This is a genomic window from Candidatus Saccharimonadaceae bacterium ML1 (genome assembly GCA_030253535.1).
Lineage (GTDB): Bacteria > Patescibacteriota > Saccharimonadia > Saccharimonadales > Saccharimonadaceae > Saccharimonas > Saccharimonas epibionticum.
Genome location: CP124550.1, coordinates 339,535 through 355,237 on the forward strand (window position 1 = coordinate 339,535; position 15,703 = coordinate 355,237).

Genomic DNA, 15,703 nt, shown 5'->3' on the forward strand with positions numbered 1-15,703 from the left:
GGAGCAATATGGCTGATAACGCAGTGGCGGAATTGTCTGAGAGCCTGCGGCGGGCGATCGCGGGACTTGAGGCGAAAGAAGGATTGGAAAAAGTTGGTATCGTGACGCGCGTCGGCGACGGCGTAGTTTGGGTACATGGGTTGCGCCAAGCGGGCTATTCGGAAGTGCTGGAAGTGCAAACAGCTGACGGTATTGTTGAAGCATTCGTGCTGAATTTGATGGAAGACGAAATCGGCGCAGTGCTGCTAGGCAGCGACCAGGGTGTAGCGGCTGGCGATAGAGTCAAGCTGAAGGGCGAAGTGCTTAGCGTGCCGGTTGGCGAAGAGTTGCTTGGACGAGTGGTTAATCCGCTTGGCCAACCGCTTGATGGCGGTTCGGAGATCAAGGCGAAGCATCGTTTACCAGTGGAGCGCGAAGCGATTGGTGTGATGGGGCGCAAAAGCGTGCACGAGCCGCTGATGACCGGTATTATGTCAATTGATGCTATGTTCCCGATCGGGCGCGGACAGCGCGAGCTAATTATCGGCGATCGCCAGACGGGCAAGACCGCCATCGCGCTTGATACGATGATTAACCAGGCGCGCCAAAAGACCGGTGTTGTTAACGTGTATGTAGCGATTGGTCAGAAATTATCGAAAATTGCCCGGCTTGTTGAACGCCTGAAATCTGAAGGCGTAATGGATCAAACGATTGTTGTGGCGACGAGTCCGAGCGACCCAGCTTCCCTGCTCTATTTGGCGCCATACGCCGGTACGTCGATGGGCGAATACTTCCGCGATAGCGGTAAGCATGCGCTAATGATTTACGACGACTTAACGAAGCATGCTGTGGCATACCGCCAGATGTCGCTGCTATTGCGCCGTCCGCCGGGTCGCGAAGCATTTCCGGGCGACGTATTTTACCTGCACTCGCGCTTGTTGGAGCGCTCGGCAAAATTATCAGATGAATTAGGTGCTGGGTCGTTAACTGCCCTTCCAATTATCGAAACGCAGGCAGGCGACATTTCCGCGTATATTCCAACCAATGTGATTTCTATTACCGACGGCCAGATTTTCATGGAGACAGATCTGTTTTATCAAGGCATCCGCCCGGCAATCTCAGCGGGCTTAAGCGTGTCGCGTGTCGGCGGCGCTGCCCAGACGAAAGCAGTGAAATCGGTCAGCGGCAACCTGAAGCTTGGTCTCAGTCAATTTCGCGAGCTTGCGAGTTTTGCGCAGTTTGGCTCGGATTTGGACGACGCGACAAAATCGCAAATTGAGCGCGGTCAGCGCTTAACAGAACTGCTCAAACAGCCGCAGTATCAGCCGATGAGCGTTTGGGAGCAAGTTGCATCAATCGCGGCAGTGAGCGAAGGGCTATTTGATGATGTGCCGGCAGCAAAGATTAAAGAGGCGCAGCAAGCACTATTGGAACGCTTGTGGGCTGAGCACAAAGATGATATGCGCGCGCTTACAAAAGGCGATAAGAAATTCGGCGAAGATGAAAAAATTGCAAAAATCGTGAGAAATACTGCTAAAGCGATCGCGAAAGGATACGAGGAATAAATGGCGTCAACTCAGCAACTAAAATCGCGCATTCGCTCGGTGAAAAGCACGAAGCAGATCACGAAAGCGATGCAGATGGTGGCGGCGAGCAAAATGCGCCGAGCGCAAGAGGCGACAAAGAGCTCGCAGGCGTATACGATGGCGGCGCGCGAACTGCTTACGTATCTAGCGGCGCAAGGTGCGACGAATGGGCATAAATGGTTCACGGTGCGTCCAGTGAAGTCCCGCTTGCTTATCGTCATTGCGAGCGATAAGGGTTTGGCGGGCGCGTATAATGCAAATATTCTGAAGTCTTACGTGCACGAGCTGAAGTCCGACGATGCGGCAAATATTGCAAATAAAACGATTGCAGTAGGGCGTAAAATTGCTCAGGCGACAACGCGCATCAAAGACACGGAAATAGTCGGTACCTATGAGGATCTGCCGGATCATTTTTCGGGTGCCGAGTTTCATGCGATTCTGAACACTGCGAAAGACATGTTTGAAGCCAATCAGGTTGATGCGGTGGACGTCATTTTTACGCGGTTTGTTAGTAGTCTAACGCAGCGGGCAGACGTAGTACGCCTGTTCCCTGCCGGTTTTACGCCAACCGATGATGTGCAGTCTGATATTGCCGAAGCAAAATTTGAACCGAGCCCGAAGCAGATTATCGACGATATCGCCTACCGGCTAATTAGCGCACGCTTATTTCAAGCGCTGACGGATTCGCGCGCCAGCGAACATAGCATGCGCATGCTCGCTATGAAAAATGCTACCGATAACGCGACTGATCTTGTTGATGCGTTGACACTTGAAATGAACAAGGCGCGCCAAGCGGCGATTACGCAAGAGCTGACGGAGATTAGCGCTGGCGTGGAGGCGATGCAATGATGAGAATCGCACAGCTGGTGAATCAGTACAATCCGGATTTGGTTGATGTTACGATCTGCGGGTCAATGGCGCATCAAGAGAAATTCACGGCAGCCGCCCGAACGCTTGAGGCGGCTGGACTGCGTGTTCGCGTTCCTGCTGCTGAGGATAATGTTGACTGGTCGTCGCTCGCTAAGGAACAGGTGCTTGCAAAGAAAAAAGATTATATGGACCGGCATTTTGCGAATATTGCGCGCTCTCGTGCGGTACTGGTGTGTAATTATGAGAAAAATAACGAACCTGGTTATATCGGCGCAAATACGCTGATGGAGATGGCGGTGGCGTATGTAAGCGGCGTGCCAATATATTTGCTCGAGAAGCCTGATGGCGGCATAAATTCGAAAGCGCTTGAAGTTGCGGCGCTTGGCGGAATTGTACTGCCCGATGGTGATGTCGCAGGATTGATTGACGTATTGAAACAAGGAGAAGGTCATGAGTAAAAAAGTAGGAAAAATTATCCAAATCATGGGCGTAGTAGTTGACGTCGAGTTTAACGACACAGAGTTGCCGGCGATTTACGACGCGCTAACGGTTACCCGTGGCGAGCAAATAGTCACGTTAGAGGTGGCACAGCATCTAGACAGGCATACGGTGCGGACAATTAGCTTACAAAGCACTGACGGCTTGCGGCGCGGGCAGGACGTAACGGCAACGGGTGCGCCGATTAGCGTACCGGTTGGTGAAGCGACTCAGGGGCGAATGTTCAATGTGGTTGGTGAACCGATTGACGGTGAAAAAATCGCAAAGGATGTACGTCGCGCGCCGATTCACCGCCAACCGCCTAAGCTGACTGAACAATCAAACAAGACGGAGATTTTAGAAACAGGCATCAAGGTGATTGATCTTATTGCGCCGCTTACCAAGGGCGGTAAGGCTGGTTTGTTTGCGGGTGCAGGTGTCGGCAAGACGGTGCTGATTCAGGAGCTGATTAATAATATTGCAAAGTTCCATGACGGCAATTCAGTATTTGCCGGTGTCGGCGAGCGTACGCGCGAGGGTAACGATCTCTATTACGAGATGAAAGACGCCGGCGTGCTCGACAAAACATCGCTTGTCTTTGGGCAGATGAATGAACCGCCAGGAGCGCGTCTACGCGTGGCGTTGAGCGGACTGGCGATTGCTGAAGCGTTTCGTGATGAAGGTAAGGACGTGCTATTGTTTGTTGACAACATTTTTCGCTTTACGCAGGCGGGAGCCGAAGTGTCTGCCCTGCTTGGTCGTTTGCCGAGTGCTGTGGGTTATCAGCCGAACTTGCAGCAAGAAATGGGCGCGCTGCAGGAGCGTATTACCAGCACGAAAAAAGGCTCGATTACTTCAGTGCAAGCAGTGTATGTGCCGGCCGACGACCTAACCGACCCGGCGCCGGCGACGACATTCGCCCACCTGGACGCGACGATCGTGATGAACCGCGCGCTGACGGAAATTGGTATTTATCCGGCGGTAGACGTGCTTGATTCCAGCTCAAATTCGCTTGATCCGGAAATTGTTGGCGACGAGCATTATGCCGTGGCGCGCGAAGTGCAGCGCGTGTTGCAGCAATACAAAGAGTTGCAGGATATTATTGCAATTCTCGGTATGGAAGAGCTGTCGGACGATCAAAAACAGACTGTGGCGCGCGCCCGCCGCTTGCAGCGCTTCTTAGCGCAGCCATTCCATGTCGCCGAGCAGTTTACCGGCAATCCGGGCAGCTACTTCAAGCTTGAGGACACAATTCGCGACGCTAAAGATATCTTGTCTGGCAAATATGACGACAAGCCAGAGAACTGGTTCTACATGTCGCCTGTACCGTTAAGCGAGAAAAAGGACTAGCCAATGCAGTTTCAGCTGGTGACATTGGCTGGCGTCAAGCTTGACGAAGCAGTTTACGAAGTGATTTTGCCGACTACCGAAGGCGTGATTTCGGTTTTTCCAAGCCACGAGGCGCTCGTAACAGTGGCGGTGCCGGGCGTGGTAACAGTGCGCCGCCGCAAAGAAGATAGCGATGATGAGCTGGAATATTTTGCGATTTCGGGCGGCGTAGTTGAGATCAATCAAGAGCGCGTGCGTATTTTGGTTGACGAAGCAGAACACGGCGACGACATTATTGAAGCGGAAAGCCAAGCTGCGCTAGAGCGCGCGCTGAAGCTGCAAGAAGAATCAAACGACCAGGTTGAGCTCGAAAAAGCCCACCAGCTGGTTGACCGCCATGCGGTACGGTTGAAAGTTGCCGAGCTGCATCGGCGCCGGCGACGACATTAGCGGCCAGATATCTTTTCGTTTTCTTATAGCCTTTAGTAGTGCGCGTGTACTTTCGGGGCGTTATAATAGCTTTGATGACGACTCGCAAGAACCAAACCGTACCACTGTTCGGCAATATACAAACATTCTCGGATGCAAAGAGATTTTTATTTGACGATTTGCCGTCACTTGGCGGTGCGGTGTTTCGTGGCGCAGCGGGACTTGAGCGAGCGCGAGCGTGGTTTGCGCTGCTAAATGATCCGCAAGAATCGTTCCCGATTATTCACGTTGCCGGTACGAGCGGCAAAGGTTCGACAAGCTATTTTATTGCCAATCTTTTGAAAGCGCATGGCAAAACGAATGGATTGCATGTTTCGCCGCATGTCTTTGACGTTCGCGAGCGCGCGCAGATAAATATGGAGCTGCCGAGCGAAGCCGAGTTTACCAAAGCTACTGCCGACCTCATTCCCTACGTGCGGTCAATGCAATATATGCCAGATGGCCGCCCGACATATTTTGAAGTAACAAATGCGCTTGCGCTGAGATTATTCGAGACTCATCGTGTTGACTACGGCGTGATTGAGACGGGACTAGGCGGCCGTTATGACTCTACAAATACAGTGCGCCGATCGGATAAATTAGCGGTTATTACGCGTCTCGGACTTGATCATACCGAGATTTTAGGTGACACGCTTGAGGAAATCGCCTGGCAAAAAGCCGGTATTATTCCCTATGGCGGCACGGTTGTTGCATTGAGGCCGGAGCAAGATTCAGTGCGCGCAGTGCTTGAAGAAGTTGCGCACGGACGCCAGTCGCAAATCATTTGGAGCGAGCCGTTGAAATATGCATCGTTGCAATCTCGAACAGAGACGGGCGTTGAATTTTCGTATAATGGCGAGCCGCTAGCGACGCATACACCGGGTGATTACCAGATGGAAAATGCAGCGGTTGCGCTGGACGCGGTGCGTTTTTTGGCGGCGCGCGACGGCTGGGATTTTTCGTTTGACGTGGCACGCCAAGCGCTCGCAGAGACGGAGCTGCCAGGCCGTGCAAACGTGTGGCATGTTGACGGGCGCGACGTGATGGTAGACGGCGCGCATAATCCGCAGAAGATTGCGGCGTTTTTGGGCGAGCTTGCGTATCGTCCAGAGGCGCCGTCCGTCGGTCATTTTTGCAGCAAAGCGCGGCAAAGACTGGATGGGGTCGCTTGAGGCAATTAGCCGTTTAGCAGGCAAGGTGTATATTACACAGTTCTTTCGCGGCACGGCATCGCCTCATTTGCAAAATTATAGCGTGAAGCCGGAAGAGTTTGCGGCAGTTATTGATGCATGCGGTATGAGAAACGCCAAGCAATTCGGCGCGCCGATCGACGCGTTTAACGCCGCGCTCCAATATAACCATCCTATCGTCGTTGTCGGGTCAATGTATATGCTCGGCGAGCTGCATGAGCAGCTGTGCGCAAGGGGACGGTTATGAGAAAATCATCCATAGCGATTTTTACGCAGAATACCATCCAAAGTGAATACTGTCCGCACGAGGAATTCTTGCACGCCAGATTGCATAGAGTGTGAAAATATGTCTTTAATAGCGTCGTTATATGGTGCTAAAAAATATTCGTAAATCTGCTCATTTGCGGGATGAAGTCCTTGTTGGTCAATTTTGTTGAGCGAAGTAAGATAGCACGAGGTATCGCGGCTGAAGCTTGCAATTGATTCGGGTTTCAGCGATGGTACCTGACGGTTGTTATATCAATAACTCTCGGAGACAGTGCTGCGTCATACGCAGTTATTTTTGACTTGAAGATCGCCGTGGGTGCAGTGATTATTGTAAAGGAAAATTACGCTATACGTCGCACAGACTGTCGTCGCGTCCATCCGCTAAATCGGGGCGGGGTGTGAAGTGCCCGTTACTTCAAGTTGACTGTCGCTTTCGCTGGTAAGAATAATTTCGTCTGGCGATAGAGATTGTACTGTGCGGGTAAAACCAGTGCCTTTTTTAGTTTCTTCGGAGTGAACGGTATGGAGCTGCCGACATTCAGGCATGCTGCTATTTTAGCATAAACTATATGCTTTTGCAAGTATACTCTGCGCCTGCTGTCGTCTAGCGATGTATGCGGAGCTAAAAAACAACAACAAACGCTACATGATAATCCTGCGCACCTCATCGGTTGACGCTGCGTGCATCAGTTGGTCGCGCAGTTCTTTTGCGCCGTCGAAGCCTTTAACGTAGATTTTGAAGAAGCGTTTGAGTGTTTCGAACGGGCGTCCGGTTTGCGGCTGGTAGCGATCAAAGAGGTCAAGGTGGTAGTTGAGAAGGTCAAATAATTCTGTGTATCGAGCTGTTACGCTATCGTCATCTATTGAAATAGCTTTGTTCTGCTCCAGATTGTTCTGAGAGTGTAGATATCCGGTGTCGCCTGCGGCGAAACAAAACGGGTTCGCAAACACGCCCCGTCCGATCATAATACCGTTGACGCCAGGGTGCGCGGCTGCGAGCGCTAATCCATGCTCTCGGTCGCGTATGTCGCCGTTAATCGTTAGCAGCGTATGCGGCGCTACTGTGTCGCGCAGCATGACGATATCGCCAATCAGTTCATAATGCGCCGGCGCTTTGCTCATTTCCTTTTTCGTTCGCAGGTGAATGGTTAAATTAGCAATGTCTTGCTCTAGTAGTGTTCGTAGCCACTCGCGCCATTCGTCAACATACGTATAGCCGAGTCGCGTTTTGACGCTGACGGGCAATCCGGCGGTCTTAGCGGCGTGAATAGCAGCAATCGCGACGTCTGGGCGGCGAATCAGCGCTGCTCCGCCGGATTTTATGGCGCTCTTCGCCGGGCAGCCCATGTTAATGTCAATACCGTCAAAGCCAAGCCGCGCGCAATGTGCCGCGAATTGCTCCATATCGCCTGGCTCACCACCCCAGATTTGTGCCACTAGCGGGTGCTCGTCGTCGGTTTTGAGCAGTCGTCCGGCAATCGCTTTATCGCCGGCGTGCACCCAGCCTGTTGCATTGGCAAACTCGGTGAAAAATATGTCTGGCGCGCCTGCCCGCTGCACGACATGACGAAACACAACGTCCGTCACTGCTTCCATCGGTGCGAGCGCAAAAAACGGTTGCGGCAGGTTATTCCAAAATGATTTCATCTTTGCCATTGTACCATGGAAATAAATAAGCCCCTACCTCGTTCTTGAGGTAGGGGGAGGCTCGACGGCAATGGTGCCGGAGCTATAGAGAGGGGGCGGAGTGGAGAGGTAGGGGGAGAACAACCCTTCTCCACTCCGGGCGGGAGCATATGCTCGGGAGTACGGTGCTATTTGCCGCGCTCCAGCTGACCGCCACCATTCGTCACGCCCGAAGAGACGAACGGCCCCAGTGGGCGCGGCGGGAATTGAACCCGCCACAGCTTGCATACAGGGATTTGCCTCCATGCAAGCTGGTTGCCATACGCGCCCGGCGATTCCTTTTGCTGTTCCGCGCATTAACTGCGCAGACAGCCGGGGAGAAATCGCAAACCCGACCCGTTTTACGTCCGGGTAGGACGAGCGGACGAAGCTCGGGGCGAACTCCGTGTTCTCGGGCGCTGTACGGGACGCCCGACCGCTGTTCAGCGAGACAGTAGCCTACCAGCGGCTACTGTCTCGCTCGCTCTTCAGCCGCCCCTGCTCGGCAGCACGAGCCTTGTTACCCATGCTGCCGGCCGTCTTGGCGGCCTTGGCGTTCATCTCGCGCTGTTCGCGAGACGCGGTGCCGTTCTGCACGGCGTGTGCAGCACGGTCGTAGGCGTCCTTCGACCGGTCCTCAAAAAAACCCATGAGGCATACACCTCCTTTCCGCCGAAGTATCGGCAGAAATTGTCGGCGAACCCCGCACGAAACGCTCCCGTACCAGAGCGTTTCGGGTGTGCTCATCGGGAACACTGCCAGGACCCGCTCGGTTGGAACATTTGTATCGTACCATGCTATGCAATGTTAGTCAAGTACATTCTATTCGTTTGCTTTGTTTATGTAATCACCTGTTTGACCTATGTGGTGATATTAGTGCGATGTAAATTATTATCTGACTCGTGCATGAAAAAAGCCCGCCCCGATAAAGCGTCGCGCCAGCCGCTTGAATTGCGGAGGCGGGCTTTTCAAAGGGACGGGTTAGCGCCTAGAGATGAAGCGGTCAACGACCGTATTCAGCAAATAGTCGATCCGGACGACATAGTAGCGTCGCTGCAACGATGCGAACCAGCTGTTGCCTCTGACCTCAATGAGCTTCGCACCAAGCTCATTAAACTTTCGACGCTCGTCGGTGTCCATAATAGTGACAATTTTTGCAGCCTCTTTGAAAGAGAACATAGTGCTCCTCCTTCTGTCGTTGGCGCGGTGGATAGTGCCTACTTTTCATCTCGCTATAGGGCGGCTCCTCGCCCTAAATACGAGCGAAAAGCTAATTATATATATATCGATTATTGGGCAAAAAGTCAAGTTTATTGCTATAATTTGGGTTGATTAGGATATTTTTAATGATTGCTGCGCGCTGGGTCGGGGCGTGTCTTAGGCTCGTTTCGTGCGGGTGGATCAGCGTAATTCGTGCGGGCAGCTAGTTCTGTGCACCTACTTCGTTTCCTGCAATCAAATCTTTCTCAAATTGCAATATACCCTTATAGTCGGCAGAGTAACTGCTCGCGTTCGGTAGTTCAAGCGTGATGATACAGCGCCAGACTGCGGCGATGAGCGTAGTGAATTGTGCGAGCTCTTCAGTGCTGAATGCTTGGTCAAGGCTGTGAATATCGCCACGCGAATCCGGCTCAACGAACTGCAGGATCGCGCCGTCAAACTCATAGCTGGCGTAATCGCGCGAGTGCTGGCAGAGCAATTGGTAAAACATAAGCTGTTGGCGGTATTTGTGCAGCTTGATTTTTTCGTAATCGCCCCGCCCTGTCCAGCTTGTGCTTGGCTTGCCGGTTTTGTAGTCTGTCACGAAGATATGGTTGCCGTTGATATCGACGAGGTCAAGCGAGCCGGTCAAGCGGGCGCCGCCCAGCGTGACCCCTTGCGATGCGAAGCTAAGCTCAGCTTTTTGCGTAGGCGTGAAGCTGTCGTATTCGGCGTGCAAGAATTTACTAAGCGCATCGGTGCCGCGCTTAGCGTAGTGGTTGAACTCGTCTATACTGAGGCGCTGGTCGTGCAGTTCGCGGACAAAATCACCGATGACGTCTTCGGCCGGGCGACGTTCGCCGGTGGCGCTCAAGTGAGTGTGGGCGCGCTGCAATGCGGCGTGAATAGCAGTACCGAAACTGGCGTCCGCGCTTTTCGCTTGTGGAAAGTGCAGTAAATTATTCATCAGGAATCCTTGCGGTCCGCCGCGCGAAACGTCGATGAAATTGTTGAGGTGCGTAGCAGAAAGCTTGTACTGTTCCAACATTGGCGCGAGCAATGCTTTCATGCTAGCGGTCGGCTTACGGATAATGCGGTCATGCCACGCGGTTTGCGCTTGTGCGGTTAACTGCGCGACTGTTTCTGGCGTGCGGTGTACGATTGGCTGCAAATTCACGCCAGTCAGGAAACCGGCGACGAGCGTATCTTTGCTGTTTAGATCGGCGCGCGAGTACGTTAAAAACAGTTGGCGTTTCGCGCGCGTCATAGCAACGAAATAGAGGCGCAGGCGCTCATCGTAGGTGTCGGCGTTCGGCGCAATGGTGATATTTTCCGGGTAGCTGATGTTGCGGCTGCGCCCGCGGACGCGCTCGCCCCATTGCGCGTCGATGGAATTAATGACGTAAACAGTGTCGAACTCAAGCCCTTTAGACTTGTGGGCGGTCATCAGGTTGATAGCGTCGTCAATTGTATCGCTGCGGCGGCGGACGCTAGTGATCGGCGTATCAAGCTGGCGGTAGTCGTCAATGAAGTCGACAAAATCGGCGATGGTGAGATGATCGCCGCGATAGTCGCGCAGTTTGCTGCGGATTGTGCGCAGGGCTTCAAGCGCTTCAAGGTACGCTTCGGGATTTTTTGCGAGTATGTCTGCGCTGAAGTAATGTTCATAGAGCGGCGATGTAAATTGCCGCTTTTTACCATTTGGTACGCCGATGAGCTCGTCGATAAACTCTTCGACCGATTCGTGCGCGGCTGCCCTTGCCCGCTCCAGCAACCATGCTGCAAATGGCGCAAGCGCAGGCGTTGCAAGCATGGTATTAATCCATGATGTGTGGTTGCGGTAGGCGTTAACGCTTAGTTTCCAGATTGTTTCAGGCGAGAAATCGTACATTGGATGCGACACAAGTTCGGGCAGTAAGCTGTCGGCTTCGCTGTGCTGCCCGCTGGCGATGGCAGTGACGGTGCGCGCGAGCAGCTCAATTGCCGCGATGCGTTCGTCGTCCAGCACATTGTCGCGCCGTTCGTAGTTGACCGCAATGCCGCGCTCATGGAGATATGGCAGTAGCTCGACCAAATCGCGGTGCCATCGGCTAATTACAGCGATGTCGCTTGGGCGAGTGCCACGCGCAATCTGTTCGGCGATATGTTTTGCGATCCAGGCACGTTCGTCTGCGGGCGTAGTATGTTCGTGCAACTCAACCATCTTGCTTTCTGCTGTATGCGACGTCAATTGCTTGTTAATCTCCATCGTTGTCTCTAAGCGTCCGTTTGCTTGCGTGATAACGGCGCGTGCGTCATCAAGGATCGTTTGCGCTGAGCGGTAGTTTTCGGTGAGTACGACATGGCGGTAATTTGGATAGCGTTCGCGGAACCGGTGAATATTGCCAACGTCCGCACCTTGAAAGCTGTAAATTGCCTGGTCGTCGTCGCCAACCGCCATAATATTCGGCGCGTCGCCTGCCGGGTTATCGGTGAGATTAAACAGAATACGCAATTGTGCTAGATTCGTGTCCTGAAATTCGTCGACGAGAATATAATGATAGCGTTCTTGCAGATTGAATTTGAGTTCGGGCGATTGCTCAATTGCTTGCACAACATTTAGAATCATGTCGTCGTAATCGTATAACGCTGCTTTTTGCATCAGCTCGCGGTAGCGGTTGTATACTGGCGCCATAGCGCGCAATTTAGCGTGGCGTTTACGATCCTTAAACACAAATGCGCCGGTTGAGTCTTTCTCCATCCAGGCGTTGCGCCAGGCAGTGATTGGCGTGGTTTTGCCGGATTCAACCGCAGCGTCGAAGGCATGCGCCAGGCTAAGCGCCAGATTGTTTGCAAGCGGCGTAATTGCGGGCGGTAATTTCGGCAGCGGCAGCTCGGCGGCTGTTTTTGCGATGGGCGCGATGAGCGTGATTGTTGTTTTGCTGATTCTGTTTGCAAAAATTGACGCTAAATTCGCTTCGACTGCGTTAAGCGTCTCGTCGTTATTATCAATAATTTGCAGCAGCTCCCCGCTCGTTAGGCCTGCCTGCTTCAGCTCGCTGATCACTTGCATCGCGTCGCGCAAATGCGTGTATTCGCCATTCATTTTGCTTGCGAGCGGATTGTCGTGCTGCAGCTCGTCGAAAATTTGCATCATAAATGCGTGCATCGTTAAATCGTCGGCTGGTTTGAATGCTGCGCCATGGTAAAAATATTCGCTGTTGTGATTGATCGTTTCCGTGCCAAAACTGTGGAATGTTTGAATCGCTACTTTGTAGGCATCAGGCCCGATAATACTTGCGAGGCGCGCCCGCATCGCTGTCGCGCCGCTGTCGGTAAACGTGAGGCATAAAATGTTTTCGGGCAGCGTGTCGGTTTTATGTAAAATGTTTGCGACGCGCATGCTCAGCAGCTCGGTCTTGCCGGTGCCTGGCCCCGCCACTACGAGCAGCGGTCCGTCGATCGTATCAACCGCCTTGCGCTGGGCGGCGTTAAGTTTATTGTAGCGCGTGTGAAAAGTCGTCATTGCATTTATTGTACCGCATATCAAGTATCGCAGGCTACTTGTTGGTGAGAGTTTTGCGGCGTCTCGTACTTCTCGCTCTTGAAGCGCGTAAACGCTCTGAGTTTACGCCTCGGCGATTATGCTATAATTATCCTATGGAATCCGACCAGTTGGTTGATAGTTTGGCGCTGGAGCGGGCGGCAAACGAGTTGTTTGGCATGCCGATTGAAGTCGACGCGATAGTCGCGCAGCGCCTTGATTGCGGGCAGAACGCGCAGGCGACGTTTTTTCTGTCGAAAAAACGCCAATTGTATTGCTATATTGAAGGTCCGGCGCATTTAACGCTCGGCGATATCAAAAAAATGGCGACGCGCATGGGCGTACGCGTGGAAATGTTTGTGCCGCCGCGAGGCCGCCCGATGTACTTTGACGATGTTGCGCGGCGCAAATTCGTCGCTATCTATCCAGGTCGCCGCGATATTCAGCCGGATGACTTGCGGTATTACCGTACGCTTGCGCCGTATTGCCCGGCGCTTCTCATCATCAACGAGGTGAAAGACGATATGATTTATTGCGCCGATCATGACGCGCGTACTGGTTGGCGTCCGGCGGTGAAGCTAGCATACCGGAGGATCCTGACCAGCTGATGCGTGATTACGCAGAAATCATAAAGCGGAATGTGCTTTCGCCCGTCGTACTGGCGGTTTTTGTATTGGCGGGCGCGTTGCTCTACGTGCGCGAGTATCGCGATGCATGGTTTATGTCGGTGGTGATTTCTATTAACACGGTAATTGGTGTCGTGCAGGAAATCCGCGCCAAACGCGTACTGAAAAAGCTGGAACTAATGAATGCGCCGGTTGCGCGCGTGGAGCGTAAGGGCAAAATCGTTGAGATCTCGTATGATAAATTGCGGCTCGGCGACATACTACACATTCGTGCGGGCGATGAACTGCCGGCAGACGGCGACGTAACACGGTCGCACGGGCTAGAACTAGATGAGAGCATGCTGACCGGTGAATCGGCGGCCGTTGAGAAATCAGCGCATGACCGCGTATACGCTGCAACTGTTGTGACGGCGGGCGACGGCGTGGTCGCTGTGCGGGCGCTTGGGGCAGATACGCGCGCTGGTGCGATTAGCGCGGTGCTGAAGCGCTACACGCCGGCGCTTACGCCGCTGCAGCGCGCGATCCAGACGGCGATTACTTTTTTGACATACGGTGCAATTGTACTATCGCTGCTAATTTTCGTGAGCTATTATTTTTCTGGATTTGATTCGATACAGATTTTGAAAACAATTACCGTTGCGTCGGTGACAGTGATCCCTGAGGGTCTATTGCTCGCAAGTTCCCTGCTGCTAGCGTTTGGGTCGCTGCATTTGGCGCAGGCAAAAGTGCTGCCGCAAAAGTTATCGGCGATTGAGGCGATGGCGCTCCTTGGCGTGCTCTGCGTAGATAAAACTGGTACGCTAACGAGCGATGAAGTAACGCTAGAATCGTGCGAATCGTTTGACGCGCGCACTGATGTTGCTCGCCTAGCAGCACTGGTGGCGCGTGAAACAGGCGGCGGTAATATTACGGCGGCAGCAATTCTGGCGGCGGCTAATCCGCCGCTTGATGCGAATATTACCGGCGTACTCGCCTTCTCGTCGGCGCGCAAACTAGCAGGTGTCCGCGCGGTAATAAGCGGCAAGACGCGTACGTTCGTTATGGGGGCGCCGGAATTTGTAGCGAAACTTGCGCCATTGAACGATGTGCAGTCTAAACAAATTGACTCGTGGGTGTCGCGCGGTATGCGCGTGCTACTGCTTGCTGGGTTCTCTGACGCAAAAACGCCGCTTAAAAACCTTGCGTGCGGTTCGGGCAGACCGCTTGGAATCGTTATACTGCGCAATAGCTTACGCGATGGCGTACAGGATACGGTGCGTTTTTTGCAAGGGCATGGCGTGTCGATCCGTGTGATCAGCGGTGATAATCCGCGCACAGTGCAGTATATTGCGCGGGCAGCGGGCATTCATAACCCCGAAAAGTCAATTACGGGCGCCGAGCTGGCAAAATTAAGCGACGAAGCCTTTATGCGTGCTGCCGACGAGCACACGATCTTTGCGCGTGTCTTACCGGAGCAGAAAGAGCGCCTGATTGCCCATTTTCGCAATCAAGGTAAATTCACTGGTATGGTTGGCGATGGCGTGAATGATGCGCTTGCGCTTAAGCAAGCCGATCTTGGCGTCGCTATGCGTGCTGGTGCGCCTGCTAGCCGCCGCGTTGCCGACCTGATTTTACTGAACAACTCGTTCACGTCGCTGCCGGCTGGTATGCAGCTCGGCAATCGGATTATTCAGGCGATTGAAATTATCGCGATTCTTTTCTTCCATAAGATTATCTACGGCGTTGTGCTATTATTTTCGACGATTATGCTTGGCGTTGTCTATCCATATGCGCCGCGCCACGTGACGTTTTTGAATATCTTTCTCGTGACGATGCCGACAATTATGTGGACGCTGTTTCCGCCTTCGCCCGAGCACCGTGTGGATCCGCGTGGTTTTTGGCGCGATACGCTGCGGGCGGTTGCGCCGATCGCGATCCTCACAGGCTTGACGATTGCAGCTGTATATTGGATTATGTTGAAAACGCCTGGCGTCCAGCCGCCGCAGGCCGCCACGATGACGGTGCTCATCGCGACGTTTTTTGGCGTGTATCTCGTGTTTTTGGCGGGAATTATGCTCGGTGTTACGCTTGATAATCGCGCAAAGTTGGCGCGAGCGCTGTACCTGGCGGCAGTTGCGGTGGTGGCAATTGCCGGTTTCGCAATTGTTCCGCTGCGCCGCTTTTTTGACTTCACTGCGCCAAATGTGGCGTTACTGTGGCCTGGCGCGGCGATTGTAGCGGCTGTAGCGGTTGTGCAGTATATCATCGCTGGGCGCGCCGGCTTGAGGATTGAGCGCGGTATGGACGGGGTATCGCGCACGTCAGATACTACATCCAATCCAGATCTCAAAAAGAAATAACCCCACACGAGTAACCCGTGCGGGGACGCCTGGACTTCAGACGGTTTTACTGGTTAATTTATTTTGCACCCACCAGTTGGGTGCGAAGGGCATCTAGTTCTCTTCCTCCTCTCCTATACCCTGAAAGGTAATTAGGTTGAAAGCTAGTGTGGTACCGGCAATCAGCAGCGCTGCTACTGAGCGT

Annotated in this window: 13 protein-coding genes and 1 tRNA gene; 9 read left to right on the forward strand and 5 right to left on the reverse strand. The window is 53.2% G+C overall.

Translation table 11 applies throughout. The features are described 5' to 3' along the window. The first annotated feature begins 8 nt into the window (after window positions 1-8). The 7 genes from atpA to SEML1_RS01795 all read left to right on the forward strand — a co-directional run bounded on the left by atpA (window position 9) and on the right by SEML1_RS01795 (window position 6,146). Window positions 9-1,544: a F0F1 ATP synthase subunit alpha gene (gene atpA / locus SEML1_RS01765; RefSeq protein WP_376754344.1), complete on the forward strand. Its 1,536-nt coding sequence runs from the start codon at window positions 9-11 to the stop codon at window positions 1,542-1,544. After that, on the forward strand, window positions 1,545-2,414 hold the full coding sequence (gene atpG, locus SEML1_RS01770; RefSeq protein WP_376754345.1) for an ATP synthase F1 subunit gamma: 870 nt from the start codon (window positions 1,545-1,547) through the stop codon (window positions 2,412-2,414). Further along, complete coding sequence (locus SEML1_RS01775) at window positions 2,411-2,893, forward strand: hypothetical protein (protein WP_376754346.1); 483 nt, start codon at window positions 2,411-2,413, stop codon at window positions 2,891-2,893. The genes atpG and SEML1_RS01775 overlap by 4 nt, the downstream gene beginning before the upstream one ends. Next, on the forward strand, window positions 2,886-4,262 hold the full coding sequence (atpD, locus tag SEML1_RS01780) for a F0F1 ATP synthase subunit beta (RefSeq protein WP_376754347.1): 1,377 nt from the start codon (window positions 2,886-2,888) through the stop codon (window positions 4,260-4,262). The genes SEML1_RS01775 and atpD overlap by 8 nt, the downstream gene beginning before the upstream one ends. Window positions 4,263-4,265: 3 nt before the next feature. Continuing rightward, a complete protein-coding gene (gene atpC, locus SEML1_RS01785; protein WP_376754348.1) occupies window positions 4,266-4,691 on the forward strand; it encodes an ATP synthase F1 subunit epsilon in 426 nt (141 codons plus the stop codon). Window positions 4,692-4,765: 74 nt separating this feature from the next. Then, window positions 4,766-5,881, forward strand: a complete 1,116-nt coding sequence (locus SEML1_RS01790) for a bifunctional folylpolyglutamate synthase/dihydrofolate synthase (RefSeq protein WP_376754349.1) — start codon at window positions 4,766-4,768, stop codon at window positions 5,879-5,881. Next, the gene (locus SEML1_RS01795) at window positions 5,868-6,146 is read left to right on the forward strand and encodes a hypothetical protein (protein WP_376754350.1); all 279 of its coding nucleotides are present in this window, start codon (window positions 5,868-5,870) and stop codon (window positions 6,144-6,146) included. The genes SEML1_RS01790 and SEML1_RS01795 overlap by 14 nt, the downstream gene beginning before the upstream one ends. 662 nt (window positions 6,147-6,808) lie before the next feature. On the opposite strand, the gene SEML1_RS01800 is transcribed toward SEML1_RS01795, so the two are convergent. The 5 genes from SEML1_RS01800 to SEML1_RS01820 form a co-directional block, all read right to left on the reverse strand. After that, the gene (locus SEML1_RS01800) at window positions 6,809-7,822 is read right to left on the reverse strand and encodes a tRNA dihydrouridine synthase (RefSeq protein ID WP_404979384.1); all 1,014 of its coding nucleotides are present in this window, start codon (window positions 7,820-7,822) and stop codon (window positions 6,809-6,811) included. A gap of 221 nt (window positions 7,823-8,043) precedes the next feature. After that, a tRNA-OTHER gene (locus SEML1_RS01805) sits at window positions 8,044-8,122 on the reverse strand. 168 nt (window positions 8,123-8,290) lie between these two features. Next, window positions 8,291-8,482: a hypothetical protein gene (locus SEML1_RS01810; RefSeq protein WP_376754352.1), complete on the reverse strand. Its 192-nt coding sequence runs from the start codon at window positions 8,480-8,482 to the stop codon at window positions 8,291-8,293. A 330-nt stretch (window positions 8,483-8,812) separates the two neighbouring features. Beyond that, a complete protein-coding gene (locus SEML1_RS01815) occupies window positions 8,813-9,010 on the reverse strand; it encodes a hypothetical protein (protein ID WP_376754353.1) in 198 nt (65 codons plus the stop codon). A 244-nt stretch (window positions 9,011-9,254) separates the two neighbouring features. Further along, window positions 9,255-12,536: an ATP-dependent DNA helicase gene (locus SEML1_RS01820; protein ID WP_376754354.1), complete on the reverse strand. Its 3,282-nt coding sequence runs from the start codon at window positions 12,534-12,536 to the stop codon at window positions 9,255-9,257. A gap of 134 nt (window positions 12,537-12,670) precedes the next feature. Between SEML1_RS01820 and SEML1_RS01825 the strand changes: the two genes are divergently transcribed. Both SEML1_RS01825 and SEML1_RS01830 read left to right on the forward strand, forming a co-directional pair. Further along, window positions 12,671-13,162 carry a hypothetical protein gene (locus tag SEML1_RS01825; RefSeq protein ID WP_376754355.1) on the forward strand — a complete coding sequence of 164 codons (492 nt, stop codon included), beginning with the start codon at window positions 12,671-12,673 and terminating at the stop codon, window positions 13,160-13,162. Continuing rightward, window positions 13,162-15,519 carry an HAD-IC family P-type ATPase gene (locus SEML1_RS01830; protein WP_376754356.1) on the forward strand — a complete coding sequence of 786 codons (2,358 nt, stop codon included), beginning with the start codon at window positions 13,162-13,164 and terminating at the stop codon, window positions 15,517-15,519. The genes SEML1_RS01825 and SEML1_RS01830 overlap by 1 nt, the downstream gene beginning before the upstream one ends. Window positions 15,520-15,703 lie beyond the last annotated feature (184 nt).

Coding starts and splice junctions, on each gene's coding strand:
- atpA (WP_376754344.1), top strand. CDS start 9: ATGGCTGATAACGCAGTGGCGGAATTGTCTGAGAGCCTGCGGCGGGCG.
- atpG (WP_376754345.1), top strand. CDS start 1,545: ATGGCGTCAACTCAGCAACTAAAATCGCGCATTCGCTCGGTGAAAAGC.
- SEML1_RS01775 (WP_376754346.1), top strand. CDS start 2,411: ATGATGAGAATCGCACAGCTGGTGAATCAGTACAATCCGGATTTGGTT.
- atpD (WP_376754347.1), top strand. CDS start 2,886: ATGAGTAAAAAAGTAGGAAAAATTATCCAAATCATGGGCGTAGTAGTT.
- atpC (WP_376754348.1), top strand. CDS start 4,266: ATGCAGTTTCAGCTGGTGACATTGGCTGGCGTCAAGCTTGACGAAGCA.
- SEML1_RS01790 (WP_376754349.1), top strand. CDS start 4,766: ATGACGACTCGCAAGAACCAAACCGTACCACTGTTCGGCAATATACAA.
- SEML1_RS01795 (WP_376754350.1), top strand. CDS start 5,868: ATGGGGTCGCTTGAGGCAATTAGCCGTTTAGCAGGCAAGGTGTATATT.
- SEML1_RS01800 (WP_404979384.1), bottom strand. CDS start 7,822: ATGGCAAAGATGAAATCATTTTGGAATAACCTGCCGCAACCGTTTTTT.
- SEML1_RS01810 (WP_376754352.1), bottom strand. CDS start 8,482: ATGGGTTTTTTTGAGGACCGGTCGAAGGACGCCTACGACCGTGCTGCA.
- SEML1_RS01815 (WP_376754353.1), bottom strand. CDS start 9,010: ATGTTCTCTTTCAAAGAGGCTGCAAAAATTGTCACTATTATGGACACC.
- SEML1_RS01820 (WP_376754354.1), bottom strand. CDS start 12,536: ATGACGACTTTTCACACGCGCTACAATAAACTTAACGCCGCCCAGCGC.
- SEML1_RS01825 (WP_376754355.1), top strand. CDS start 12,671: ATGGAATCCGACCAGTTGGTTGATAGTTTGGCGCTGGAGCGGGCGGCA.
- SEML1_RS01830 (WP_376754356.1), top strand. CDS start 13,162: ATGCGTGATTACGCAGAAATCATAAAGCGGAATGTGCTTTCGCCCGTC.